Source organism: Halomonas cerina (assembly GCF_014192215.1).
GTDB lineage: Bacteria > Pseudomonadota > Gammaproteobacteria > Pseudomonadales > Halomonadaceae > Halomonas > Halomonas cerina.
Window position 1 is genome coordinate 148,108 of sequence record NZ_JACHXP010000006.1, and the last position, 25,430, is coordinate 173,537.

Below are 25,430 nucleotides of genomic sequence, written 5' to 3' on the forward strand. Positions count from 1 at the left end.
GAATCCCGGTCGCATGCGGCTTGGCGAAGCGAGGGAGCCTTTAGCGAAGTAGATAGAGCAGCGGATAGAGCAATATCCAGATCAAATCGACCATGTGCCAGAAGGCCGCCGCAGTCTCCACGTTCTCGGTGGAGGTCCGCCAGGTAACCAGCGCCAGCAGCGCCAGGCCGAACAGCACATGGGCGAAGTGGAAGGCGGTGAGGCCGTAGTAGAAGCCGAAGAAGGTGTTGGTTTCCGGGGTGATCCCGACGGCGAACTTGTCAGCGTACTCGATGATCTTGATCCCCCCGAACAGCATGCCCAGCGCCATGGCGCCGCCCAGCCAGCGGCGGGCACGAGGGATGCGATCGGCACTCACCGCCTCCACGGCCAGGGCCACGCAGAGCCCGCTGGTCAGCAGCACCAGGGTATTGAGCCCGCCCATCAGCGGCTCCAGTTGCTGCTGCGAGGCGTTAAAGATGGCCGTCTCGCTGGCCCGCTGCCAGGCATAGAGGGCGAAGAAGGCACTGAACACCAGCATCTCGCTGAGGATCAACACCCACATCAGCGGGTTGCCGGGCAGGGCCGAGAGGGGCCCCCAGCCGGGGTTGGGCAACGCGCGAGGGGTCATGTGTCCGCCAGGGTGATGCGCGCGCCACCGAAGGCCAGGCTGCGTGGATTGGCCACCGGGCGATTGTCGGTAAGCCGGGCGATGCCGACCCCGCAGCGGCCCACCATCCAGATCAGGCAGGCGGTGAAGTAGATATAACCCAGTGCCCAGGGGGCCAGGGCGGGGGCGCCGAGCAAGCCAAGCAACTGCCAGGCGGCCACAAAGAGGCCGCCGCCCAGCACGCCCAGCCAGAAGGTGCGGATCTGGAACTGCAGGTGGGTGGCGACCCAAGGCTCGGCCTGGCGGCGCCTGAGGTGGGCGATTGCGACGCCGATGGGGGCGGTGACCACCGCCAGTACGCTACCCAGCAAGAGCAGGTAGACGATGATGGCCGTGCCGCGGCCGCGGGCGGCCTTGCTGTTCTGAAACGAGGCGGCGTGAAGCGAGTCGGCGGACGGGGAGGGAGTGGCTGACATGGCGGACCTCTCGTCTGGCGAGGAGTCGGATCGTCCGGTCGGGTCCGGCTCCTATTGATGTATTTAAGATACCACTATAGTGCAGGGCGTGGTGAATTTTCCTGGCCTGGATCAAGGTGCGGCGCTCCTGAATGCCGAATGCCGCCCGAAGGCGGCATTCGATGGCGGCGAGGGGCTCAGGCCTCGGCGTTCCGGGAGGAGGAATGAGGCGGTGTGGGGTCGGACGCACCGGCCTGAGACGCCTGCCGGCCGGCATAGCGGGCCGCCGGCCCCTGGATCTCGGGCAGGTAGCGATAGCGCTCCTCGCCGAGTTCCGGCACCCGGGCACGCTCCATGCGGCGGATGGCGCCGTGCATCCAGATCAGCGAGACGGCCACCAGCACGAAGAGCACCATGTAGGAGCTGGTCCAGATGCCGGTGAGGTCGAGCACGGCGCCGAACAGGATGGGCAGGAAGAAGCCGCCCAGGCCGCCGATCATGCCGACCAGACCGCCCACCGAGCCGACGTTCTCCGGGTAGTAGACCGGAATGTGCTTGAAGACCGCGGCCTTGCCCAGCGACATGAAGAAGCCCAGCAGCACGGTCAGCACCACCACCCCCCACAGCGGCATGGCCAGGGTGAAGGCGATCTCGCCCTCCTTGCCCTGGACCACGTAGCTGGTTTCCGGGTAGGCGAGCAAAAACAGGCACACCAGCGAGGCGATGAAGGTCAGGTACATGATCGCCCGGGCGCCGTAGCGGTCGGACATCCAGCCGCCGAGCGCCCGGAACACGCTGGCCGGCAGGGTGTAGAGCGCCGCGAGCGAGCCCGCCACGGCGATGCTGACGTCGTAGGCGCCGACGTAGTAGCGCGGCAGGTAGGAGGCCAGGGCGACGAAGGCGCCGAACACGAAGAAGTAGTAGAGGGCGAAGCGCCATACCTGCAGATACCGGAGCGGCTCCAGCTGTTCGCGGGCCGAGGTGGCCTTGCCGCCGCCGCCGCGACGGGAGCGGGTCAGCGGGTCTTCCTTGGAGAACACCCAGAAGCCCACGGCCACCACGGCCAGCACGATGGCATAGACCACCGCGGTCTGCTCCCAGCCCAGCGCCAGCAGCAGGAAGGGGGCGGCGAAGTTGGTCACCGCCGCCCCGGCGTTGCCGGCGCCGAAGATGCCCAGCGCCGTGCCCTGCTTCTCCTTCTCGAACCAGTAGGAGGTGTAGGCGATCCCGACGATGAAGGACCCCCCGGCCAGGCCCACCCCGAGGGCGGCGACCAGGAACATGGCATAGGATTCAACAAAGGAGAGCAGGAAGACGCAGGCGGCGGTGATCAGCATCAGCAGGCTGAAGACGCGGCGCCCGCCGAACTGCTCGGTCCAGATGCCGAGGAAGAGCCGGCTGATGGAGCCGGTGAGAATCGGAGTGGCCACCAGGATGCCGAACTGGGTCTCGTTGAGGCCCAGGTCCTGCTTGATCTTGATGCCGATGATGGAAAAGATCGTCCACACCGCGAAGCAGGTGGTGAACGCCAGGGTGCTGAGCGTCAGGGCCCGGTACTGCTGTGGTCGGGTCACGCCCTCAAGATGTTTCATGTCGTGCCTCCTTCGGCGATGCAGGAATGGTCGCCTTCCAGACTGACAGTCACGACGACGACGATATTGATGTACATCAAGATGCCGCCGCCGCTACTCCTTGATTCCCGGGGCCTATCCCTTTGGGAGTAGGCCCTCGGTGCCCCGACCGGGCCCGCTCCGGGGCCCGGTTGGGCGATGGCAGGTTCCCTGTATGGTTCAGGGATTCTTCACATAGGCGCCGGGGCGCAGGTAGAACCACCAGTTGACCACCAGGCAGAGGGCGTAGAAGACCGCGAAGCCGTACATGGCCATCTCCGGGGTGCCGGCCTTGATCTGCTCGCCCATCACCCGCGGGGCGATGAAGGCGCCGTAGGCGGCCACGGCGGAGGTCCAGCCCAGCACCGGGCCCTTCTGCTGCAGGTCGAAGATGAAGCCGATGCTGCGGAAGGTGGAGCCGTTGCCGATGCCGCTGGCGGCGAACAGCACGATGAACAGCCCAAGGAACATCCAGAAGTACTGGTTGGGGTCGGTCGCGTTGTAGGCCAGCATCATCACGTAGCCTACGGCGGCGGAGGCCAGGACCATCACCACGGAGATCGCCTGGGTGACGATGGCGCCGCCCACCTTGTCGGAGATCCAGCCGCCCACCGGGCGGATCAGGGCGCCGACGAAGGGGCCCATCCAGGCCCAAGTCAGGGCGCTGGGGGCATCGGGATTGGCCACACGGGTCAGGCTGCCATCGGCGGCCACCTCCATCATGTTGCCGAAGATGACGCTGATGGAGAGCGGCAGCGCCGCGGAGAAGCCGATGAAGGAGCCGAAGGTGGCGATGTAGAGCACCGTCATCGCCCAGGTGTGCTTGTTGGAGAAGATCGCGAACTGCTTCTGGATGTTCGGCTTGATGTCACCAGGGATCAGGCGCAGCAACCCCAGGGTCAGCACGATGGTCAGCGGCAGGGCGATCCACATGCTCAGCCAGCCCAAGGCGGCCACACCGACCACGGAGGTGATCAGGCCCACCCCGTAGAGGCCCACGATCTTGCCAAATGCCTGCAAGGGAGAGCCGGGGTTGGGCGTGATGGTGCGAATATTGTTCATGCCGAACCAGCCGGCGAAGGCCAGCGGGATCAAGAAGACCAGCCAGATGAAGCCAGCGTTCTGGATCCAGGTATCGGTGCCCGCCTCGATGCGGCCGATCAGGGTACCGCTGGCCTTCTGCAGCTCCATGGGGTCGCCGGCGATGGCACCGAAGATGCCCACGGTCATCACCAGCGGGATCAGGATCTGCATGGTGGTGACGCCGAAGTTACCGAGGCCCGCGTTCATGCCCAGGGCATAGCCCTGCTGCTTCTTGGGGAAGAAGCTGGAGATATTGCTCATCGAGTTGGCGAAGTTGCCGCCGCCGATCCCCGAGAGCAGCGCCAGCGCCTGGAACACCCAGAAGGGCGTGTCCGGGTTCATCAGCGCGATGCCGGTGCCCAGGGCGGGAATCATCAGCAGGGCGGTGGTCAGGAAGATGGTGTTGCGCCCGCCGGCGATGCGGATCATGAACGAGGCCGGGATACGCAGGGTGGCACCCGACAGGCCGGCGATGGCGGTCAGGGTGAACAGCTGATCCACCGTGAAGGGAAAGCCCAGGTTCTGCATCTGGGTGGTGATCATCCCCCACATCAACCAGACGGCGAAGCCCATCAGCAGGCTGGGAATGGAGATCCACAGGTTGCGATTGGCGATCCGCTTGCCCGTCTGTTGCCAGAACGCCTCGTCCTCGACGTCCCATTGCTCGATATCGGCGTTACGCCGGTCCGAGCCGGGTGGGCGTGCTGCATGCTCGGCCGCCCAGCGGGCGGAATCGGCACTCTCTCGGGTCATGATAGGTCCCCCTTGCGGTCTCTCGATGAAGCCCCGTCGCGCGATGGCGGTTGACCGACATCAAGCCTGGGGCGTTGTCGCGAAAGATACGCCTGGGGGAAGGCCGGCGAAACGGCCCGAAAAAGCCCAAAAAACAGCGAGATACCCCTTGAGGGGTAGAGGGGTAGGGGCATCGTTTCCCTGTCGCTTCAGGGAGTTAGCCTTGCGGTCGATGGGGCGGACGCGGGGACCCGGACGGCGGGATTCTTTGGAGGTATCCACACAGAATCCCGCCCCCCTTAGCGATCCACACCCTCTTGCACGGCCCACACCGCGGCTTCCACCCGCGAGCGCAGGTTAAGCTTCTTGAGCAGATGCTTGACGTGGACCTTCACGGTGCCCTCGGTGATGTCGAGCTTGCGGGCGATCAGCTTGTTGGACAGGCCGCCGGCCAGCTCGCGCAGGATTTCCCGCTCCCGCTGGGTGAGGCTGTGGATATCCGGTGCCGCGGGCTGGTTGCGCTGGTTGCGCAGCGCCTCGGCCAGCAGGGCGGTGAGGCTCTCGCTGATCACCATCCGCCCCAGGGCGGCCTGGCGCAGCTGGCGCACCATGTCATCCGGGTCCATGTCCTTGAGCAGGTAGCCGTCGGCCCCGCTGCGCAGGGCGTTGACCACGTCCTCCTCATGGTCGGAAACGGTGAACATCACGATGCGCCCGGCGAAGCCCTCCTCGCGCAGGCGCTTCAGGGTGGCGATGCCATCCAGGCCGGGCATGTTGAGGTCGAGCAGGATCATGTCCGGGTCGAGCTCGCCGGCCAGCCGGATTCCGTCCTCCGGGTCGCCGGCTTCGCCGGCCAGGTCTAGGTCGTCCTCCAGCTCAAGCAGCTGGGCCACCCCGCGGCGCAGCAGCGGATGGTCATCGATGAGCAGGATCGTGGCAGGGGTATCGTGATCGGTCCGGGTCATCCTGGGCTAGTCCCTGTGTCCGTGTGGAATGGCGGTGGCCTCGGGCCCGCTGGCAGGCTGCTGGGCGATCAGACGCGCGGTCTGCGGGGTGAAGGTCAAGGCGACAAGGGTGCCGCCCGCGGCGCGATTGCATACCTGAAACTCGCCGCCGAGGGTATCGGCCCGGTCGCGCATGATCACCAGGCCGTAGTGCATGGGGGGCGAGCCGTCGTCCGGAAGACCGATGCCGTCGTCCTCGATCATGACCCGCAGGCGCGCCTCGCTGAAGCGTATCGACACCGAGGCCCAGTGGGCCAGGGCGTGCTTGTGCACGTTGGCCAGCGCCTCGCGGACCACCTGCAGCACGTGGATCTCCTCGTTGGGGTTGAGCAGGTGGGGGGGGACGTCGAAGAACAGTTCCACGGGATAGCCCAGGCGCTCGGCGAACTCCTCGGTGGTCTGGCGCAGGGCGCTCGAGAGGCCCGGCCCCTCGAGCTTGAGGCGGAAGGTGGTGAGCAGCTCGCGCAGCTGGCGATAGGCGCTGTCGAGCCCGATGCGCAGCTCGTCGAATACCGCCGCCTGGGTCTCCCGGGGCATGTTCTTCTGCTGCATGCGCTCGAGCCGCGCCACCTGCATCTTCAGGTAGGAGAGCGACTGAGCCAGGGAGTCATGGAGTTCCCGGGCGATGATGGTGCGCTCATTCATCAGCGTCACCTGCTGCTGCTCCTCGATGCGCCGCTGCAGATAGATGGCCGTGGCCAGCTGGTCGGTGAGGGCGTTGAGCAGCCGGCGGGTGCTGTCGGAGAGGGCGAGCGACCGGGGATACCAGACTTCCAGGGTACCCAGCAGGGTGTCGCCGACGTTGACCGGCAGCAGCAGGCACTCGGTGTCACCCGGCTCGTCCAGCGCCTGGGGCTCGGGGTCGAGCAGGCAGGCATGGCAGTCGTAGTCGCGGCAGTAGGTGGGCCGGGTCGGCGAATGGGTGGCCAGGATGGGGACTTCGCGCTGGTCGAAGGGGTCGTGCAGCGACAGCCGGAGGGGACCGATCTCGAGCAGCGCCTCGAGGCGGCGCAGCATGGGCGCTGCGCTGGCACATAGGTCGTTGCCGCCGCCATACAGGGCCCGGCTGCCGTCGTGGAGCACCTGCATGGCCTGGTTGCTGCGTTCGAGTTCGGCTTGCTTGCGCGACACCCGCGCCTCCAGCTGCGCATAGCTGGCCCCGAGTTCCTCGGCCATGGTGTCGAGGGTGCGGCCCAGCAAGGCCAGCTCGTCATGCCCCCTCACGCCGGCCCGGTAGCCAAAGTTACGCTGGCCTGCCTCCCGGGCCAGCACCACCAGCTGATGCAGGGGGGCCACCAGGTTATGGCGGATGTCGTAGAGGGCGATCGCCACCACCACCGCGGTCAGCACCAAAAACAGGATCTGCAGGGCGCTGAGCAGGCGGATCTTGGCCTCGCTGTTCTCCTCGAGCCGCGTCACCAGACGGTCGATGTCGTCCACGAGGCCAGCCAGGGACTGCTGCAGCGCCTCGATCTTTAGCCCTTCGCCGGTGATGACCCCGTTCACCCGGGGGGCCAGTTCATCGTCCCAGCGCGATTGCAGCAGCCGGTACTGCTCGCGCAGCGGGTGATCGCCGGCCTGAGGCAAGGCGTCGGTGAGCTGGGGGCTGGCCAGGCGGTCGCTGAAGCGCGCGCCCAACACCTCGATTCGCTCGCGGGAGGTGGGATCGGGCTGCTGCTCGTGGCGCTGCAGGGCGGCGACAATCTGGTAGGTGTTCATGCGCAGCGAGCCGGCCAGGTTGATGGCCGCGGCATCGCCGCGGCTGTCGCCGGCCACCGTCATGGTCACCATGATGCTGACCAGCGCCATGGCGCTGATGGCCAGCAGGGAGGCGCTGATACGGGCGACCAGGGAACGTTGCAGCAGCTTCATCGGCGGGTGGGCCCTCCCCGGGGCGACGAACGAGACGTACAAAATGCCATTATACCCTAGTAGGTAGGGGGATCGCCCTCAAAGGTGTACCTCCCATGCCCTTTTGACGCCCCGGGCGGCGCTCCCGAGAATTCAGGAATCTTTCACAAAACCTGCACGAAGCCTGCCGCCCATGATCCGCGACGACGAGCCTGACCCGCCGCTGCCGCGTGCCGCTCCGCCCGAGGACGAGTCGGCGCCTCCCGGCTATCGAGCCCTGGTGGTGGTAGTCCTCTCACCGTTGGCCTTCGCCCTGGTCTTCGCTTGCTGGACCCTGTTCGCCGTGCTGGGGCTGGAGTTGAGGGCGGACCTCGCGATGGGCGAGGTCGCCTTCGCGTTGCTGCTCGCCATGCCCCTGTTCGCCGGTGCGCTGGCCAGCTTGCCCATGGCCCTGCTGGCCCGGCGTATCGGCGGGCGGCGGGTGATGCTGGGGTGCCTGCTGTTGATCTGTCCCTTCCTGTGGTGGATCAGCCGGGCCGACCACTACCTGGAGCTGCTGCTGGCCGGCCTGGGCCTCGGGCTGGGGGCCGGGTCGCTGGCCGCCGGCCTGGTCTACGTGGCCGTGCTCGGTCCGTCTCGCCACACGGGCCTGGCGCTTGGCTTCTACGGGGCCGGCATGCTGGGCGCGGGGCTCAGCTATCTGCTGCTGCCGCTGGTCAGCCAGGCCTATGGCTGGCGGTCGGCGCCCCTGCTCTACCTGCTGCCAGTGCTGGCGGTGGCGGGGCTGCTGTGGTTGTTTGCCGATGACCCCGATGGATCGGGTCCCGTGGCCGAGCGCTCCCTGGCGACGGCCCTCCTCATGGGGCTGCGACGCCTGCGGGACTGGTCGCTATGGCGGCTGGTGATCACCTACGCCTTCTTCTTCGGCGCCTTCGTCGCCCTGGCGCTGTGGCTGCCCGGTCACTTGGCCGCCCGTTATGACTTCCCGCTGCGGGTCTCGGCACTCTGGGCGCTGCCCTTCACCCTGGCGGTGGGGGCGGGGCAGGTACTGGGGGGCGCCCTGGCCGACCGCTATGACTTTCGCAGCCTGCGCTGGTGGGTCAGCGCCTTCGTGCTGGTCTGTCTCTTCCTGCTCTCCTACTCCCCCTTCACCATGCAGATCCAGGGGGTGCACGGCGAGCTGTCGCTACGCTACGAGGCCCCGCTGTGGGGCTTCGAGCTGCTGCTGGTGGCGATGGGCGCGGCCATGGGTCTGGGACTCGGCAGCCTGATGCGGTTGATCCATCGCGACCACGCCGACGAGATGGCCCTGGTGGGGGGGCTGGCGCTGACCCTGGGCGGGCTCTTCGCCGCCCTGCTGCCACCGGTCTTCGTGCTCGGGCGTGCCTGGATCGGCCTCGATACCGCCGGCTTCATGTTCCTCTACGCCGCCCTGGTGGCCTGCATGCTGGTGATGCTGGCCGACCATGTGCGTGGACTGCCACCGGCGTCGCGCTAGTCCGGCTGACCCTTGTCGCCATCGGCTTATCCCCTGTCATCCGGCTGCCTATCCCCTTGGGGGTAGGGGGCATGTATATGGAGGTAACCGGGCAGTATTCCGCCATCCGATCCACCAGAATCGGCGCCAACGACCCTGGCCGTGAGCGACGTGAGGCGACGGTACAGGACGGGTGACCCGAGACGGTCATGCAACTTTCGAGGAGCCTGGAGAGCGACCATGAGTCACTTCATCGATCGGCTGAACTTCTTTCGCAGGGCCCGCGAGCCCTTCGCCAACGACCACGGCGAGACCCGCGAGGAGTCTCGCGGCTGGGAGGATAGCTACCGGCAGCGCTGGCAGCATGACAAGGTCGTGCGCAGCACCCACGGGGTGAACTGTACCGGCTCATGCAGCTGGAAGATCTACGTCAAGAACGGCCTGGTCACCTGGGAGACCCAGCAGACCGACTACCCGCGCACCCGCCCGGACCTGCCCAACCACGAGCCCCGGGGTTGCCCGCGGGGGGCCAGCTACTCTTGGTACCTCTACAGCGCCAACCGCCTCAAGCATCCGCTGATCAGGAAGCCCTTGCTCAAGCTGTGGCGCGAGTCGCTGGCGGCCAAGGGCGATCCGGTCGAGGCCTGGGCGGCCATCGTCGAGGACCCGGCCAAGGCCAAGCAGTACAAGCGGGCCCGGGGACTGGGGGGCTTCGTGCGTGCCGGCTGGGACGAACTCAACGAGCTGATCGCCGCCTCCAACGTCTACACCGCCAAGCAGTACGGGCCGGACCGCATCATCGGCTTCTCGCCGATCCCCGCCATGTCCATGGTTTCCTACGCCGCCGGCAGCCGTTATCTGTCGCTGATCGGTGGCGTGTGCATGAGCTTCTACGACTGGTATTGCGACCTGCCACCGGCCAGCCCCCAGACCTGGGGCGAGCAGACCGACGTGCCGGAATCCGCCGACTGGTACAACTCGGGCTACATCATCGCCTGGGGCTCCAACGTGCCCCAAACCCGCACGCCGGATGCCCACTTCTTCACCGAAGTGCGCTACAAGGGCACCAAGACCGTCTCCGTCACCCCCGACTATGCCGAGGTCGCCAAGCTCACCGACGAGTGGCTCTCCGCCAAGCAGGGCACCGACGCCGCCCTGGCCATGGCCATGGGGCATGTGATTCTCAAGGAGTTCCACCTCGATAGACCCAGCGCCTACTTCACCGACTACGTGCGCCGCTACAGTGACATGCCCTTCCTGGTCGAGCTCGAGGCTCGTGAGGATGGCAGCTATGCGCCCGGCAAGCAGCTGCGCGCCAGCGACTTTGCCGAGAACATGGGGCAGGACAATAACCCCGAGTGGAAGACCGTGGCCTGGGACGCGACCCGCGACCAGCTGGTGGTCCCGCACGGCTCCATCGGCTTCCGCTGGGGAGAGAAGGAAGGCGAGCAGGGCAAGTGGAACCTCGAGCCGCTGGACGCCGAGGGCAACGAGATCGAGCCGCTGCTGACGCTCGCCGACAAGCGCGACACGGTGGCCAAGGTCGCCTTCCCTTATTTCGGCGGCATCGCCCATGAGCACTTTGCGCATGTGAAGAGCGAGGGAGCCAGCAACGAGCTGCTGTTCCACAGCCTGCCGGCCAAGCGCCTCAAGAAGGCCGACGGACGCGAGGTCCTGGCGGTCACCGTCTTCGACCTGATGTGCGCCAACTATGGCATCGACCGCGGTTTCGGCAAGGACGGCGAGGACGACGGCGCCACCGCCTTCGACCAGGTCAAGCCCTATACCCCGGCCTGGCAGGAGAAGATCACCGGTGTGCCCGCCGACCAGTGCCTGCGCATCGCCCGCGAGTTCGCCGGGAATGCCGACAAGACCCGGGGACGGTCCATGATCATCGTCGGTGCCGGCATGAACCACTGGTACCACATGGACATGAATTACCGTGGCCTGATCAACATGCTGGTCATGTGCGGCTGTATCGGCCAGAGCGGCGGCGGCTGGTCCCACTACGTGGGCCAGGAGAAGCTGCGCCCGCAGACCGGCTGGACCCCGCTGGCCTTCGGCCTCGACTGGCATCGCCCGCCGCGCCACATGAACTCCACCTCTTTCTTCTACAACCACTCCTCGCAGTGGCGCTATGAGAAGCTCGAGGTCAAGGAGATCCTCTCGCCGCTGGCCAGGGTCGAGGACTACCCCGGCAGCCTGATCGACTTCAATGTGCGTGCCGAGCGCATGGGCTGGTTGCCCTCCGCGCCACAGCTGGATACCAACCCGCTGCGCCTGGCCGGCGCGGCCAAGGAGGCGGGCAAGTCCACCGCCGACTACGTGGTCGACGAGCTCAAGAGCGGCAAGCTGCGCTTCGCCGCGGAGCATCCTGACAGCCCGCAGAACTTCCCGCGTAACCTCTTCGTATGGCGCTCCAACCTGCTGGGCAGCTCCGGCAAGGGGCATGACTACCTGCTCAAGTACCTGTTGGGAGCCAACCACGGGGTGCAGGGCAAGGACCTGGGCAAGATGGATGGCATCAAGCCTCAGGAAGTCGATTGGCAGGACGAGGCCGCCGAAGGCAAGCTCGACCTGCTGGTGACCTTGGACTTCCGCATGTCCACCACCTGCCTCTACTCGGACATCGTGCTGCCCACGGCGACCTGGTACGAGAAGGACGACCTCAACACCTCCGACATGCACCCCTTCATCCACCCGCTGACCGCGGCCACCGACCCGGCGTGGGAGTCGCGCAGCGACTGGGAGATCTACAAGGGCATCGCCAAGGCCTTCTCGAAGGTCTGCGTGGGGCATCTGGGCGAGGAGACCGACCTGGTCACGCTGCCACACCAGCACGACTCCCCGGCCGAGCTGGCCCAGCCAGAGGTCAAGGACTGGAAAAAGGGCGAGTGCGAGCCGATCCCCGGCAAGACGATGCCGGCGTTGATCGAGGTCAAGCGTAACTACCCCGAGACCTTCGAGCGCTTCACCTCCGTGGGGCCGCTGCTCGAGAACATCGGCAATGGCGGCAAGGGCATCAGCTGGAACACCGAGAAGGAAGTCGAGCTGCTCGGCAAGCTGAATCATCGCAAGCTGGACGGGCCGCAAAAGGGCCGCCCGCTGATCGATTCCGCGATCGATGCCGCCGAGATGATCCTGGCCTTGGCGCCGGAGACCAACGGCCAGGTCGCCGTGAAGGCCTGGGACGCGCTGTCGAAGATCACCGGCCGCGACCACACCCACCTGGCCGAGCCCAAGGAAGAGGAGAAGATCCGCTTCCGCGACGTGGTCGCCCAGCCGCGCAAGATCATCTCCAGCCCAACCTGGTCCGGCCTCGAGGACGAGCACGTCTCCTACAACGCCGGCTACACCAACGTCCACGAGCTGATCCCATGGCGCACCGTGAGTGGTCGCCAGCAGTTCTACCAGGATCACCCCTGGATGCGCGCCTTCGGCGAGAGCCTTTTGGTCTACCGTCCGCCCATCGACACCAAGGCGGTGGCCAGCGTCCATGCGCCCAAGAGCAACGGCAATCCGGAGATCGCCCTGAACTGGATCACTCCGCACCAGAAGTGGGGCATCCACTCCACCTACAGCGACAACCTGCTGATGCAGACCCTGTCACGAGGCGGCCCGATCGTCTGGCTGTCCGAGGACGACGCCAAGTCCATCGGTATCGAGGACAACGACTGGATGGAGCTCTACAACGCCAACGGCGCCATCACGGCCCGGGCCGTGGTCAGCCAGCGGGTCAAGAACGGCATGGCGATGATGTATCACGCCCAGGAGCGCCTGGTGAACATCCCCGGCTCGGAAATCTCCGGCACCCGGGGCGGTATCCACAACTCGGTGACCCGCGTGTGTCCCAAGCCGACCCACATGATCGGGGGCTATGCGCAGCTCTCCTATAGCTTCAACTACTACGGCACCGTCGGCTCCAACCGCGACGAGTTCGTCATCGTGCGCAAGATGCGGAAGATCGACTGGCTGGACGGCGAAGGCAACGACTATGAGCAGGAGGCCGTGAAATGAAGATTCGTTCCCAGGTAGGCATGGTCCTCAACCTCGACAAGTGCATCGGCTGTCATACCTGCTCGGTGACCTGCAAGAACGTCTGGACCAGCCGCGAGGGCATGGAGTATGCCTGGTTCAACAACGTCGAGACCAAGCCCGGCATCGGCTATCCCAAGGAGTGGGAGAACCAGAAGAAGTGGCGGGGAGGCTGGTTGCGTCGCAAGGATGGCCGCATCGAACCGCGTATCGGCGGCAAGTGGCGGGTGCTGGCGAACATCTTCGCCAACCCCGACCTGCCGGAGATCGACGACTACTACGAGCCGTTTACCTTCGACTACCAGCACCTGCATACCGCCAAGCAGGGCGAGCACCAGCCGATCGCCCGGCCGCGCTCGCTGATCTCCGGTCAGCGCATGAAGAAGATCGAATGGGGTCCGAACTGGGAGGAGATCCTCGGCACCGAGTTCGCCAAGCGCCGCAAGGACGCGAACTTCGAGCAGATCCAGGCCGACATCTACGGCCAGTTCGAGAACACCTTCATGATGTACCTGCCGCGGCTGTGCGAGCACTGCCTCAATCCGTCCTGCGTGGCCTCCTGTCCGTCCGGCGCGATCTACAAGCGCGAGGAAGACGGCATCGTGCTGATCGACCAGGACAAGTGCCGCGGCTGGCGGATGTGCATCTCCGGCTGCCCCTACAAGAAGATCTACTACAACTGGAAGACCGGGAAATCCGAGAAGTGCATCTTCTGCTACCCGCGCATCGAGGTCGGCCAGCCGACCGTCTGCTCCGAGACCTGCGTGGGCCGCATCCGCTACCTCGGCGTGCTGCTCTATGACGCCGACCGCATCGAGGAGGTGGCGAGTTCCCCGGACGAACGCGACCTCTACCATCGTCAGCGCGAGATCTTCCTGGACCCCCACGACCCGGAGGTGATCGCCCAGGCGCGCAAGGATGGCGTCCCCGACAACGTCATCCAGGCCGCCCAGGCGAGCCCGATCTATAAGCTGGCCATGGACTGGGGGCTGGCGCTGCCGCTGCACCCCGAGTACCGCACCCTGCCCATGGTCTGGTACGTGCCGCCGCTGTCGCCGATCCAGTCCGCCGCCGAAGCCGGCAAGGTCGAGTTCGACGGCGTGATGCCCAAGATCGAGTCGCTGCGCATCCCGGTCAAGTACCTGGCCAACATGCTCACCGCCGGCGAGGAGGAGCCCGTGGTGCTGGCGCTCAAGCGCCTGATGGCCATGCGCCTCTACATGCGTGGCAAGCACGTCGACGGCAAGGCCGAGACCGAGGTGCTCGACAGCGTGGGCCTCACCGAGGCCCAGGTAGAGGACATGTACCGCTATCTCGCCATCGCCAACTACGAGGATCGCTTCGTGATCCCCACCAGCCACCGCGAGATGGCCACCGAGGCCTTCCCGGAGCGCGGCGGCTGCGGCTTCAGCTTCGGCGATGGCTGCCACGGCGAGAGCAAGCCGAGCCTGTTCAACGGCCGTCCCCAAACCACCACCCTGGTCAAGCCGGTGGAGGTCTATGAACCCCAGGCCCAGAGCGAGGGTCGGCGCCATGAAAAACCTGAGGAGGCCCGTCATGGTTGAGAGTGCGATGACACTGCCCGAGCCGGTCGAGCCGATGCTGAGCCTGCGGGTGCTGGCCCGGCTGCTCGACTACCCCACGGCGGAGCTCCAGGCGGCCGCCGGTGAGATGATCGAGATCCTCGACGCCGAGCGCCGCTGGCCGGCGGCGCTGCGCACCCGCCTGATGGACTGGTGTCAGCGCCTGCTGGAGGCCGACCTCATGGACCTGCAGGCCGAGTACGTGGCGTTGTTCGACCGCGGGCGGGCCACCTCGTTGCTGCTCTTCGAGCATGTCCATGGCGAGTCCCGGGACCGCGGCCAGGCCATGGTCGACCTGATGGCCGAGTACCGCACCGCGGGCTTCGAGCTCGACGCCCGAGAGCTCCCCGACTATCTGCCGCTGTTCCTGGAGTACCTCTCCACCCGGCCCGAGGCCGACATCGGCCGCTGGCTGGGGGAGATCCGCCACATCCTGGCGCTGCTCACCGCCCGCCTGGAGGAACGCGACGCCGACCACGCCCTGGTGCCGCTGGGGCTGCTGGCCCTGGTCGGTGCCGAGGACGACGTGAACGCCCACCGTGAGACGGTCCGGGACGAGACGCCCGACGATACCCCCGAGGCGCTGGACGAGGTCTGGGAGGAGGAGGCGGTGCGCTTCTCCGCCTCCTCCGACCAGGACTGCGCCCTGCAGTCCGCCGAGGGCCGGCGACTCGCCGAGCGCAAGCAGGCCGTGCCCAGTGACCCCGTCAAGATCATGCCCAGCATCGGCTCGACCGACCGCGCCGCGACCGAACGCTAAAGGAGACCCGTCATGTTTAGCGAATACCTGCAACACCTGCTCTACGGCTACTACCCGTACCTGGCCGGAACGGTGTTCCTGGTCGGCAGCCTGATGCGCTACGACCACGGCCAGTTCACCTGGAAGACCGGCTCCAGCCAGATGCTCTCGTCGAAGAACATGCGCCTGGCCAGCAACCTCTTCCATATCGGCATCATCGTGATCTTCTTCGGTCACCTGTTCGGCATGCTGACCCCCCACTGGGTCTATGCGCCCTTCCTCAGTGCCGGGGCCAAGCAGGTGGTCGCCATCGTGGTCGGCGGCATCGCCGGGGTGCTGTGCCTGGTCGGCGGCGCCATGCTGCTCCATCGTCGCCTGACCAATCCGCGGGTCAAGGCGTCGTCCAGCACCATGGACAACCTGATCCTCGGGCTGATCGTCTTCCAGGCCGCCCTGGGCGTGGTCAGCGTGTTCTTCTCCCTGGGCCACCTGGACGGCGAGATGATGCTGACCCTGGCCGCCTGGGCACAGGCCATCGTGTTCTTCGGTGGCGGGGCGGCGGACTACATGACCGAGGTGTCCTGGATCTACAAGCTGCATGTCTTCCTCGGTCTGACCATCATCCTGCTGTTCCCCTTCACCCGTCTGGTACATGTATGGAGCGTGCCCTTCGGCTATATCACTCGGCGCTATCAGGTGGTCCGTCGCCGCGGCTAATCTAACGGGGAGGAAAAGTGCCATGCAGAAGATCGATATCGAGCAGCTTCCGGGGGGCGCCAGCCCCCCACCGATCCGGGTCGGTGAGGCGACCCTCGACGAGGCCACCATCGCCCGAGAGATGCAGTATCACCCGGCGGACAGCGCCGGCAGCGCCCAGCTCAAGGCGGCTCGGGCCCTGGTAGTGCGCGAGCTGCTACGCCAGCGCGCCGCGATTCTGGGCCTGGTCGAGGCCGATGGCGATGCCCTGGACGAGGGCGACGCCACCATCGCGGCCTTGCTGGAGCAGGAGCTGGACGTGCCCGAGCCTGCCGAGGCGGACTGCCGACGCTTCCATGCCGCCCATCCCGAGCGCTTCAGCGAGCCCACCTGCCTGCGGGTACGCCACCTGCTGCTGGCCGCGGCCCCGGATGACGCCCCGGCCCGCGACAGCGGCTATCGGCTGGGCGAGACGCTGATCCGTGAGCTCCAGGAAGCGCCGGCGCGCTTCACCGAGCTGGCCCAGCGCCACTCCGTTTGCCCCTCGAAGGACCAGGGCGGCGAGCTGGGCTGGCTGGTGCCGGGTCAGACCGTGCCCGAGTTCGACCGGGCGCTCCAGCGCCTGCCTGAGGGACTCTACGAGCGGCCGCTGGCTTCCCGCTATGGCTGGCATGTGGTGAGCATCGACGAGCGCGTGGAGGGTCGCGAGCTGCCCTATGAGGCGGTGGCCGACCAGGTCCGTCACAGCCTGCGGGAGCAGGCCACCCGCCGCGCCCTGCGCCACTACCTCTTGGCCCTGGAAGCGGAGATCGGCGTGGAGGGCATCGTGCTCGACGACGATGCCGCCGGGGCGCTGATGCAGTGAGGAGAGTTTCCATGTCCCATGTCCCTGCCGATGCGCCCTTCGTGCCCCTGGGCATCGCCGTGCTGACCGTCTCCGACACCCGTGGCCTTAATGAGGATGGCAGCGGTGATCTTCTCGGCGAACGGCTTGCCGCGGCCGGCCATGCCCTGAGGGAGCGCCAGGTCGTGCCCGACGATGTCTACCGCATCCGGGCCGTCGTATCGGCCTGGGTGGTGCGCGACGATATCCAGGTGGTGCTGGTCAACGGCGGTACCGGCTTCACGCCCCGCGATACCACCCCCGAGGCGCTCATGCCCCTGTTCGACAAGGCGATCGACGGCTACGGCGAGCTTTTCCGCCATCTGTCGCTTGAGAGCATCGGGACTTCCACCGTGCAGTCTCGCGCCGTGGCCGGGTTGATCGACCGCACCTTGGTGTTCGCCATGCCCGGCTCGCCGAAGGCCTGCGCCACCGCCTGGGATGGCATCCTGGCCGCCCAGCTTGATGCCCGTACCCGGCCCTGCAACTTCGTCGCCATGGTGCTGCCCGAGGCCGAGCGCTGCGACAGCCGCCAGGCACCGACGGGGAGGCCGGCGGACACGAGGACCCGCGAAGGAGTGGCCTCATGAACTGTGGCTGCGCAGACGTGGTCACTCCCGGCCTGCTCGACCTCTTCGACGCGCGAGCCCGGATGATCGCCGCCGCCCGGCCGGTGGCCGGACGCGAGCGCCTGACGCTCGGCAACGCCGCGGGGCGGGTGCTGGCCGAGGAGGTCCGGGCCCTGCTGGACATGCCGGGGGTGGACAACAGCGCCATGGACGGCTATGCCCTGCGGCTTTCGGACCTGGCCGCGGCGCCCGACGGCCTGCCGGTGGCTCAGCGTCTCCCCGCCGGTGCCGGTGTGACGCACCTGCCGACGGGCGGTTGTGCGCGGATCTTCACCGGCGCCCCGGTGCCGCGGGGCGCCGACGCCGTGGTGCCTCAGGAGCGCGTGAAGGTCGATGGCCAGGGACGCGTGCACCTGGCCGGTGCGGTGGCCCACGGTGCCAATATCCGCTGGCGTGGCGAGGAGCATCGGGCCGGCGATGTCGTGCTCGAGGCCGGCGCGCCACTCACCGCCGCGGCCATCGCCCTGCTGGCCGGGCAGGGCATCGCCGAGGTCGAGGTCCACAGACGGCTGCGGGTGGCGCTTCTCGCCACCGGCGATGAGCTGATCGAGCCCGGCCAGGCCTGGACCCCGGGCGCCGTCTATAACAGCAACGGTGCCATGCTGCGGGCCCTGATAGCCGGCCAGGGCTGCGAGATCCTCGACCTGGGCATCGCGGCGGACCGGGCGGATGACCTGGGTCAATGTCTTGCCCGGGCGCGTGACGAGGCCGATCTGGTCGTGTGTACGGGCGGGATCTCGGTGGGCGAGGAGGACCATGTGCGACCGGTACTGGAACGCCTGGGCGGGATCGCCTTCCATGGCGTGGCCATGAAGCCCGGCAAGCCCTTCGCCCTGGGCTACCTGGGCGACTCGCTCCGGCACGGCACGCCGCTGATCGGCCTGCCGGGCAACCCGGTGGCCTCGCTGGTGGGCTGGCAGTGGCTGGCCCTGCCCCTCGTGCAGGGCTGCCAAGGGCGCACGCCACCGCCTCTGCAACGCTTCTCGGTCACCGCCGGCTTCTCCCGACCGGCACCTCGGGGCCGCCGGGAGTTGCTCCGGGTGGTGCTCGACTGGACCGGCGGGGCGCCGGTCGCGCGCCTCGCGGGCGGTCAGGGCTCGCATATGCTGGGAGCCGCCAGCCAGGCCCATGGCTACCTGATCATCGATGCCGACACCCCGGTGGAGGAAGGCCATGCTTACGGATACTGTCCCGGTGCCCAGTTCCTCGACTGAGCCGCTGCTGCGGCCTCGGCAGCTGCGTGAGCTGGTGCGCGGCGTGTCCTGGCTGGGCGACCTCGACGACGACGCGCTCGAGGCGTTGCTGAAGGACACCGAGGTGCGCACCCTCGCGAGCCACGGGTGGCTGTTCCGCCAGGAGGCCCCGGCCCACTGGCTGTATATCGTCATCAGCGGGGCGGTACGCCTGGTTCGCGCCACTCGGGACGGCCGGCTCGCCACCATCCGCTGCGTGGCACGGGGCGGCACCCTCGGCGAGCTGAGCATGGTGTCCCGTGCCGGCGTCTATCTCTACTCTGCCCAGGCCCTGCGCCGGACCCGGGTGCTGGCGATTCCCGCGGACCGCTGCCGCGCGATTCTCGACCGCCAGCCGGCCTGTCGCGCCGAGTTCATGAGCCGCCTGGCGCTGGAGCTCACCGAGCGCCTGGAGGATCTGGCGCTGCTGACCCAGGCCGACGCCATGGCGCGGCTGATCAGCTATCTGCTGCGTGAACTGCCGTCCGGACACACGACGCAGGCGCCGGTGGTGCGCCTGGCCATGCCCAAGCGCTGGCTGGCCGCCCAGTTGGCCATGACGCCGGAAACCCTGTCACGGCTTCTGGCCCGGCTGCGTGACGAGGGCGCCATCCATATCGACGGGCAGCGCCTGAAAGTGCTCGACGAGCAGAAGCTCCGCGACATCATGCTCGCCGAGGACTGACATCTGGTCATCTTTCCTGGAGGTCCCATGTCCCGAACCGTGAAGCCGTCCCGCCCCCTGGTCTACTCCTGTTCCGGCTGCTCCGACGTGGCGCAGTTGGCCAATGAGGTGGCCCTGCGCCTCGACCATGGCGGCGTGGCGGAGATGTCCTGCATCGCCGGGGTGGGCGGTGGCGTGCCGGGCCTGGTGCGCATCGCCCGTTCCGGCCGCCCCATCGTGGCCATCGACGGCTGCCAGATGCACTGCGCGAGCCACTGCCTGGCCAATGTCGGGGTCGCGCCCACCGAGCACGTGCGGCTCTACGAGCAGGGGCTGAAGAAGCGCAAGGGGCGGCTCTACGACGAGGCGACCATCGCCACGGTCACTGAAGGCGTCGGCGAGCTGATCGCCCGGCTGCCCATGGGAGCGACGGCTCGCGTCATGGACACCTGAGGCGTCCACGGCACTACGGCGAGCCGTCCCTGGCGTAGAGTCGCTTCCCTGCCACGAAGGTCTGTTGCGGCTGGAGGTTTCCGTCGAGCAGAGTCACGTCGGCATCATGGCCGATGGCCAGGCGACCCTTGCGGTCATGCAGCCCCAGCACCCGGGCCACATGGCCCGAGATCAGGCCCAGGGCCTGGTCGAGTGGCAGCACCTCCTCGCGGACCAGGCGCTGCCAGTCCGCAATCAGGGCGGTGTTGCGCGCCACCCGCATGCCGATGTAGTTACCCTGGGTATCGAACTCGGGCAGGCTGCCGTTGCAGTCGGAGCTCATGGTGATGCGCTCGACCGGCACGCCGCGCGCGAGCAGCCGCGACACCGCCTCGAAGCCGGAGAGGCCTTCCTCGCCGGGGTCGTCGAAGGCGGTCACATCCACGCTGGCGGCGAAGGCCAGCGCATAGTCGGCGGCCTCCTCGAGCAGGGCGCGGTGGCGGTTCACGTGGGTGGGGATCACCTGCTCGGCGGGAATCTCGGTCTCCGCGAGCAGCTGGCGCAGCGGTTCGAGCCCCCGCTGTCCGTCGCCGACATGAAAGTGGCAGATGCCACGCTTGCCGGCCAGCATGCCGCCGACGCGCGCCTCACCGACCAGCCGCGCGATCTCGTCCTGGCGGGGTTGGCTGGAGCGATGATCCGAGATCGCCAGCTCGCCCAGGCCGATGACCTCGGGGATCCAGGCCAGGTCGCGCTGCACGTCGCCGGTGAGGGTCGGTGGCGGCACGCGATACGACCCCGTGTACATGTAGGCCGCGATGCCCTCGGCCTTGAGTCCACGGACCTTGGCCAGCAGGTCCGCCGGCGAGCGGCTGATGCCGTCGGTGCCCAGCACCCCCACCACGGTGCCGATCCCCATGGCGACGATCTCCCGGGCGGTGATCTCGGGGCAGCGGCTGCCGCAGCCGCCTTCGCCGCCGCCACCGGTCACATGCACGTGCTGGTCGATGAAGGCGGGAACGGCGGTGAGATCGCGTGCCTCGACCAGGCGCACGGGCCACCCTTCGGGCACGGCGAGGTCGCGCCCCAGCACCGCGATCCGCCCGTCCGCGATCAGCAGGTCGGTGGCCTCGAGGGGCGCCGGGGCGAAGATGCGGCCGACGCGCAGCAGGGTCAGCAGGGGGACGTCCCGCTCATCGAGGGACATCATGGCGACTCGTCGGTGGGGGCAGTCGCCGCCGGCGGCGCGAAGCGACGTCCCTTCAGGCGCTCGATGGCGCCCTCGACATCGTCGATCAGCAACACCAGCAGGTCACCTTCGCTGGCCTCATCGAAGGCACGGTCGACGGCCTGCTGCTCCTCCAGGACGAGCTCGACCCGGCAGCCCCCCATCGACTCGGCACCGTCGCGCAACAGGCCGGCGGCTTCGCCGATGGCACGACCGCGGGCGTCGGTCTCGTAGATGAAGACGACATCGTGCATCCGGGCGAGCAGCGTGCCGAGGTTGAAGAGGTCTTCGTCGCGGCGATTGCCGGGTGCGCTGGCCACGCTGATGCGGCGTCGCGCCGGGATAGCGCTCACCAGCTCGCTCAAGGCCTCGAGCGCCGGCACGTTGTGCCCGTAGTCGATCAGCACCTTCATGCCCTCGGCGTCGATGAGGTTGGTGCGTCCGGGATTCTGGCCGGGGGTGGGATGGAAGGTCTGCAGGCCCATCTGGATATCGGCGATGGAGAGCCCCAGGGCATAGGCGGCCGCGCTGGCGGCCAGGGCATTGGCGACATTGAAGCTGGCGTGCCCCTCGAAGGTGATCGGCACGTCCACTACCGGGATCACCTCGGCCTCGACATGGCCCTGACGCATCACGATCCGCTCATTGTGGACCGTGAAGGCCACCCCATGATCGCGGACATGCTGACGGATGGGGCGTGAATCCGGGTCCAGGGTGAAGAAGATGATATCGCCCCGCGCCCACTCCTGGCCGGCCAGCACCCGGGGGTCATCGGCATTGAGCACGGCGGTGCCGCTCTTGCTCACGGCGTCGATCACCACCGTCTTGCAGCGTGCCAGCTCGTCGAGGGTATGGATGTCATGCTCCCCCAGGTGGTCGCTGGCGATATTGAGCAGCACCCCCACGTCGCACTCGTCGAACCCCAGGCCACGGCGCATGATGCCGCCGCGGGCCACTTCGAGCACGGCGTATTCGACCGTGGGTTCGCGCAGCACGATGGCCGCCGCCTGGGGGCCGCTGTAGTCCCCGCGCATGATGACATGGTTGTCGATCTCGATGGCCCCGGTACAGGCCATGCCGACGTTGCGTCCCGCCTGGCGCAGCAGGTGCGAGAGCAGGCGCACCGTGGTCGTCTTGCCGTTGGTCCCGGTCACCGCAACGATGGGAATGCGGGCGTCGGTCTCGCTGTCCGGGAACAGCATGTCGATCACAGGCTGGCCGACATCGCGGCCGTTGCCGTGGGTGGGCGACAGGTGCATGCGAAAACCGGGTCCGGCATTGACCTCGACCACCGCGGCGGACTGCTCTTCCAGTGGCCGGGTCAGGGTCTCGGCCAGCAGGTCGATGCCGATGATGTCGAGCCCGACCAGGCGCGCGATTCGCTCCGCCGCGTAGCGGACCTCCGGGTGGACGTCGTCGGTCACGTCCGTGGCCGTGCCGCCGGTGCTCAAGTTCGCCGTAGGCTTCAGATAGACGATCTCGTTCTTTGGAATCACGCTGTGCAAGGTCAGGTTCTGCTGGTCGATCAGCCGCTGGGACTGCTCGTCCAGCTGGATCTGCGTGAGCAGGTTCTCGTGCCCCACGCCGCGTCGCGGGTCCTGGTTTTCCCTGTCGACCAGGGCCTGCAGCGTGGCGACCCCATCGCCGATCACATGGGCCGGTCGCCGCCTGGCGGCGGCCACTAGCTTGCTGTCGATGACCAGCAGTCGATGATCCTCGCCCTTGATGTATTGCTCGACGATCACTGAGGGATGGCGGTGGGCGGCGATGCCGAAGGCCTCGCGCAGGGCCTGGCCATCATCGATGTTGGTGCTCACGCCACGGCCGTGGTTGCCGATCAGCGGCTTCACCGCGACGGGGTAGCCGATGTCGCGCGCGGCGTCGAGGGCGTCATCGACGCCGGCGCAGACTCGGCCGTGGGGAACCGGAATGCCGGCGTCACCGAGCACCTGCTTCGTCCAGGCCTTGTCGTCGGCGATGCCGTAGCCGATCAGATCCGTATGGCAGGTCACCGTCGCCTGGATCCGCTGCTGGCGGTGGCCGTGACCCAGCTGGATGTAGCTGTTCTCGTCACTCAGGCGGATGTGGGGGATGCCACGACGCTCGGCGGCCGCCACGATCGAGGCGGTGGAGGGGCCCAGCATGTGGGCGTCGCGTACCGCCTTGAGGCGGGTGATGATCGCCGGCATGTCGATCTCGTCTCCCTGGAAGAGCCGGGTGACCAGCTCGACGGCTTCGACCCCGGCCGCCAGGCCGCAGGCTTCGTCCCGGTAGCGGTAGACGACGTTGTAGATCCCGGGCTCGTAGCTGTCGATGGTCTTGCCGTAGCCGACCGAGAAGCCGATCAGGTTCTGGAGTTCGATCGCCACATGCTCGACGACGTGGCCGGCCCAGGTACCTCGCACCAAACGCTCCACGAAGCCGCCGGGTCGGCCGACCGAGCAACGATGCTCCTGCAGGGTGGGCAATAACCCGAGGAGGCGTTCGACGATGCCGGGGACGGTATCGCTCGGCCGTTCCTCGAGTTCGCCGATGTCCAGGCGCATGAAGATGACTAGGTAGCGGCTGTAGTAGTTCGGGCCCCGCAGGGCCCGGTGTTCGAGGATATTCATCGGCGATCTGCCAGCGTGGTGACGAGCGCATCGGCGGCGAGATAGCGACGCGCCTCGATATCGAAGCCGTGACCGCTGACCAGCGCATGCAGAATCAGGTGCTCGATGGCCACCGCCTCTCCCATTGCCAGGTCGGCGATGTTCGAGCTCGCCAGGTCGCGGCTGTCGATGAGGATGACATGGCCCGGGCCGATGGCTTCGAGAACCCGGTTTGCATGAATGATCACCGCCGCATCCTCGCCCAGCCCCACGCCCAGGTACTCCGGGTTGGTCGCCCCGACCTCCATCAGGCGCGTGAAGCGTCCACGCTCGAGGAAGTGGCTGTCGATGATCAGGCCTTCGACGAGGCCGAGGCCGAAGGTCATGTTGACGGCGCCCTTGCGCAGGGCATCGGCGGCGGCGCCGTTGTAGATCATGGTGCCCGGCATGGCCGCCGCCCCGGCACTGGTCCCGGCCACTACCGCGCCCTCCTTCAAGCGGTGGCGGATGGCCGTCAGGGTCGCCGAGCCGCCCATCACGTTGGTCAGGCGCAGCTGGTCGCCGCCGGTGAAGAAGATGACGCCGCTCTGTTCGATCAGGCGGACGGTGTCGGCCTCGGCCGCCTGGCGGCGGTCACGGATGCCCAGGGAATGGACGCGGCTGGCGCCCAGGCGAGAGAAGACTGCCTCGTACTCGGGCAACACCTCGTCGGGAATGCTGCTCGCCGTGGCGATGACGGCGACCTCGCCATAGCCCTCGGGGGCCAGGGCAAAGACCTGTCTCAGGATCTCGAGGTCGGAGGTCCTGTCCTCGGCTCCGCCGATGGCCACGATGCGGCCAGGTGCCACGGGGTGTTGGGAAGCCATAACCTGTTCGTCGCCCAGCGACGCTTTTGAGCCAGCGCAGACGCCATGTTCGCGTGAGCCGCTTGCCGAATGGCAGAATGCTTACCGCCTATGCTTTCACTTATAACAGTCATCCCGGCGCGGGGCACGTTCTCGCTGCCTCGTGCGCATCGATACCGCGGCTTGCCAGGAGTCGCCACGGGCAGGCTCGGGCGCTCGATCCGCGGCAGGACCGGTCGCTAACAGGCGGCGCCGTCGCCATGGACGGGATAACCATGAGAGGGCAGGCATGGTGCTAGAGTCGCTCTCGCCGTTGCCGGGGGCCATCAACCTGCTGCTGGTGCTGCTGTCGGTCCTCACTTCGGCCTTCACGGCGGCGGTGGGCGTGGGCGGCGGCGTGCTGATGCTCATGGCCCTGGCCCAGGTGATGCCGGCCACGGCGCTGATCCCGGTGCATGGCATGGTCCAGTTAGGCTCCAATGTGGGACGCACGGCCCTGACCTGGCGCCATGTCGATCGCGCCACGCTCGGGGCCTTCCTGCCCGGCGTGGTGCTAGGGGCACTGGCCGCCGCCTGGCTGCTGGTACGCCTGCCTGCCGGGGTGCTGGAGCTGTGCATCGCCGCCTTCGTGCTCTTCACCTGCTGGGGGCCGGGCTTGCCGAAGCGGGCCCTGGGACGGGCCGGTGTGCTGGTGGTGGGGGCCGTCACCACCCTGCTTTCCAGCCTGGTGGGGGCCAGCGGGCCCGTGGTGGCGGCCTTCATCAAGCAGCGCCAGCCCGGGCGCCTGGCCAAGGTGGCGACCTTTTCTGCCTGCATGCTGGCCCAGCACCTGACCAAGGCCTTCGTGTTCGGGGTGGCCGGCTTCGTCTTCCATGACTGGCTGGCGCTGATCCTGTTGATGGTGGGCGCGGGCTTCTTGGGCACCTGGCTGGGACTGCGACTGCTGCACCGGCTCTCCGAGCACCGCTTCGAGACCCTGTTTCGCTGGGCCTTGACCCTGCTGGCGCTGCGTCTGGTCTGGCTAGGGGGCCAACGACTGGTTGGCACTTGATGTAAAGAAATGTATCGTTGT

At 67.5% G+C, this 25,430-nt stretch carries 20 protein-coding genes; 11 read left to right on the forward strand and 9 right to left on the reverse strand.

What is annotated here, in order from left to right; all coding sequences use genetic code 11:
- Nucleotides 1-40 precede the first annotated feature (40 nt).
- The 6 genes from FHR94_RS07975 to FHR94_RS08000 form a co-directional block, all read right to left on the reverse strand.
- A complete protein-coding gene (locus FHR94_RS07975) occupies nucleotides 41-610 on the reverse strand; it encodes a cytochrome c oxidase subunit 3 family protein (protein ID WP_183325106.1) in 570 nt (189 codons plus the stop codon).
- Nucleotides 607-1,065, reverse strand: a complete 459-nt coding sequence (locus FHR94_RS07980) for a DUF4870 family protein (RefSeq protein ID WP_183325107.1) — start codon at nucleotides 1,063-1,065, stop codon at nucleotides 607-609. Before FHR94_RS07980 ends, FHR94_RS07975 begins: the two co-directional genes overlap by 4 nt.
- A 176-nt stretch (nucleotides 1,066-1,241) precedes the next feature.
- Nucleotides 1,242-2,636, reverse strand: coding sequence for an MFS transporter (locus FHR94_RS07985; protein WP_183325108.1), 1,395 nt, complete (start codon nucleotides 2,634-2,636; stop codon nucleotides 1,242-1,244).
- A gap of 198 nt (nucleotides 2,637-2,834) precedes the next feature.
- Entirely contained in the window at nucleotides 2,835-4,490 is a 1,656-nt protein-coding gene (locus tag FHR94_RS07990; RefSeq protein ID WP_183325109.1) for an MFS transporter, read from the reverse strand.
- Nucleotides 4,491-4,768: 278 nt separating this feature from the next.
- Nucleotides 4,769-5,434, reverse strand: a complete 666-nt coding sequence (gene narL / locus FHR94_RS07995; RefSeq protein ID WP_183325110.1) for a two-component system response regulator NarL — start codon at nucleotides 5,432-5,434, stop codon at nucleotides 4,769-4,771.
- 6 nt (nucleotides 5,435-5,440) lie between these two features.
- A complete protein-coding gene (locus FHR94_RS08000; protein WP_183325111.1) occupies nucleotides 5,441-7,345 on the reverse strand; it encodes a histidine kinase in 1,905 nt (634 codons plus the stop codon).
- A 172-nt stretch (nucleotides 7,346-7,517) separates the two neighbouring features.
- Between FHR94_RS08000 and FHR94_RS08005 the strand changes: the two genes are divergently transcribed.
- The 10 genes from FHR94_RS08005 (at nucleotide 7,518) to FHR94_RS08050 (ending at nucleotide 19,715) form a co-directional block, all read left to right on the forward strand.
- The gene (locus FHR94_RS08005) at nucleotides 7,518-8,822 is read left to right on the forward strand and encodes an MFS transporter (RefSeq protein WP_183325112.1); all 1,305 of its coding nucleotides are present in this window, start codon (nucleotides 7,518-7,520) and stop codon (nucleotides 8,820-8,822) included.
- Between the two features lie 219 nt (nucleotides 8,823-9,041).
- On the forward strand, nucleotides 9,042-12,818 hold the full coding sequence (locus FHR94_RS08010; RefSeq protein WP_183325113.1) for a nitrate reductase subunit alpha: 3,777 nt from the start codon (nucleotides 9,042-9,044) through the stop codon (nucleotides 12,816-12,818).
- Nucleotides 12,815-14,401: a nitrate reductase subunit beta gene (gene narH, locus FHR94_RS08015; RefSeq protein WP_183325114.1), complete on the forward strand. Its 1,587-nt coding sequence runs from the start codon at nucleotides 12,815-12,817 to the stop codon at nucleotides 14,399-14,401. Before FHR94_RS08010 ends, narH begins: the two co-directional genes overlap by 4 nt.
- On the forward strand, nucleotides 14,394-15,179 hold the full coding sequence (gene narJ / locus FHR94_RS08020; protein WP_183325115.1) for a nitrate reductase molybdenum cofactor assembly chaperone: 786 nt from the start codon (nucleotides 14,394-14,396) through the stop codon (nucleotides 15,177-15,179). Before narH ends, narJ begins: the two co-directional genes overlap by 8 nt.
- Nucleotides 15,180-15,191: 12 nt before the next feature.
- Nucleotides 15,192-15,875 carry a respiratory nitrate reductase subunit gamma gene (gene narI, locus FHR94_RS08025; RefSeq protein WP_183325116.1) on the forward strand — a complete coding sequence of 228 codons (684 nt, stop codon included), beginning with the start codon at nucleotides 15,192-15,194 and terminating at the stop codon, nucleotides 15,873-15,875.
- A 22-nt stretch (nucleotides 15,876-15,897) separates the two neighbouring features.
- Nucleotides 15,898-16,719 (forward strand): peptidylprolyl isomerase, encoded by an 822-nt coding sequence (locus FHR94_RS08030; protein WP_183325117.1) that lies wholly within the window; start codon nucleotides 15,898-15,900, stop codon nucleotides 16,717-16,719.
- An 11-nt stretch (nucleotides 16,720-16,730) separates the two neighbouring features.
- A complete protein-coding gene (moaB, locus tag FHR94_RS08035; protein WP_183325118.1) occupies nucleotides 16,731-17,327 on the forward strand; it encodes a molybdenum cofactor biosynthesis protein B in 597 nt (198 codons plus the stop codon).
- A complete protein-coding gene (locus FHR94_RS08040; protein WP_183325119.1) occupies nucleotides 17,324-18,580 on the forward strand; it encodes a molybdopterin molybdotransferase MoeA in 1,257 nt (418 codons plus the stop codon). Before moaB ends, FHR94_RS08040 begins: the two co-directional genes overlap by 4 nt.
- A complete protein-coding gene (locus FHR94_RS08045) occupies nucleotides 18,540-19,283 on the forward strand; it encodes a Crp/Fnr family transcriptional regulator (RefSeq protein ID WP_183325120.1) in 744 nt (247 codons plus the stop codon). Before FHR94_RS08040 ends, FHR94_RS08045 begins: the two co-directional genes overlap by 41 nt.
- 27 nt (nucleotides 19,284-19,310) lie before the next feature.
- A complete protein-coding gene (locus tag FHR94_RS08050; protein ID WP_183325121.1) occupies nucleotides 19,311-19,715 on the forward strand; it encodes a putative zinc-binding protein in 405 nt (134 codons plus the stop codon).
- Between the two features lie 13 nt (nucleotides 19,716-19,728).
- Here the strand turns inward: FHR94_RS08050 and iadA are convergent, their stop codons facing one another.
- From iadA to FHR94_RS08065, 3 genes are read right to left on the reverse strand one after another with little or no spacing between them, the layout of a single operon-like run.
- A complete protein-coding gene (gene iadA / locus FHR94_RS08055) occupies nucleotides 19,729-20,904 on the reverse strand; it encodes a beta-aspartyl-peptidase (protein WP_183325122.1) in 1,176 nt (391 codons plus the stop codon).
- On the reverse strand, nucleotides 20,901-23,534 hold the full coding sequence (gene cphA, locus FHR94_RS08060; protein WP_183325123.1) for a cyanophycin synthetase: 2,634 nt from the start codon (nucleotides 23,532-23,534) through the stop codon (nucleotides 20,901-20,903). Before cphA ends, iadA begins: the two co-directional genes overlap by 4 nt.
- Entirely contained in the window at nucleotides 23,531-24,379 is an 849-nt protein-coding gene (locus FHR94_RS08065) for a cyanophycinase (protein WP_183325124.1), read from the reverse strand. The genes cphA and FHR94_RS08065 overlap by 4 nt, the downstream gene beginning before the upstream one ends.
- 268 nt (nucleotides 24,380-24,647) lie before the next feature.
- Between FHR94_RS08065 and FHR94_RS08070 the strand changes: the two genes are divergently transcribed.
- The gene (locus tag FHR94_RS08070; RefSeq protein WP_183325125.1) at nucleotides 24,648-25,409 is read left to right on the forward strand and encodes a sulfite exporter TauE/SafE family protein; all 762 of its coding nucleotides are present in this window, start codon (nucleotides 24,648-24,650) and stop codon (nucleotides 25,407-25,409) included.
- Nucleotides 25,410-25,430: the final 21 nt, after the last annotated feature.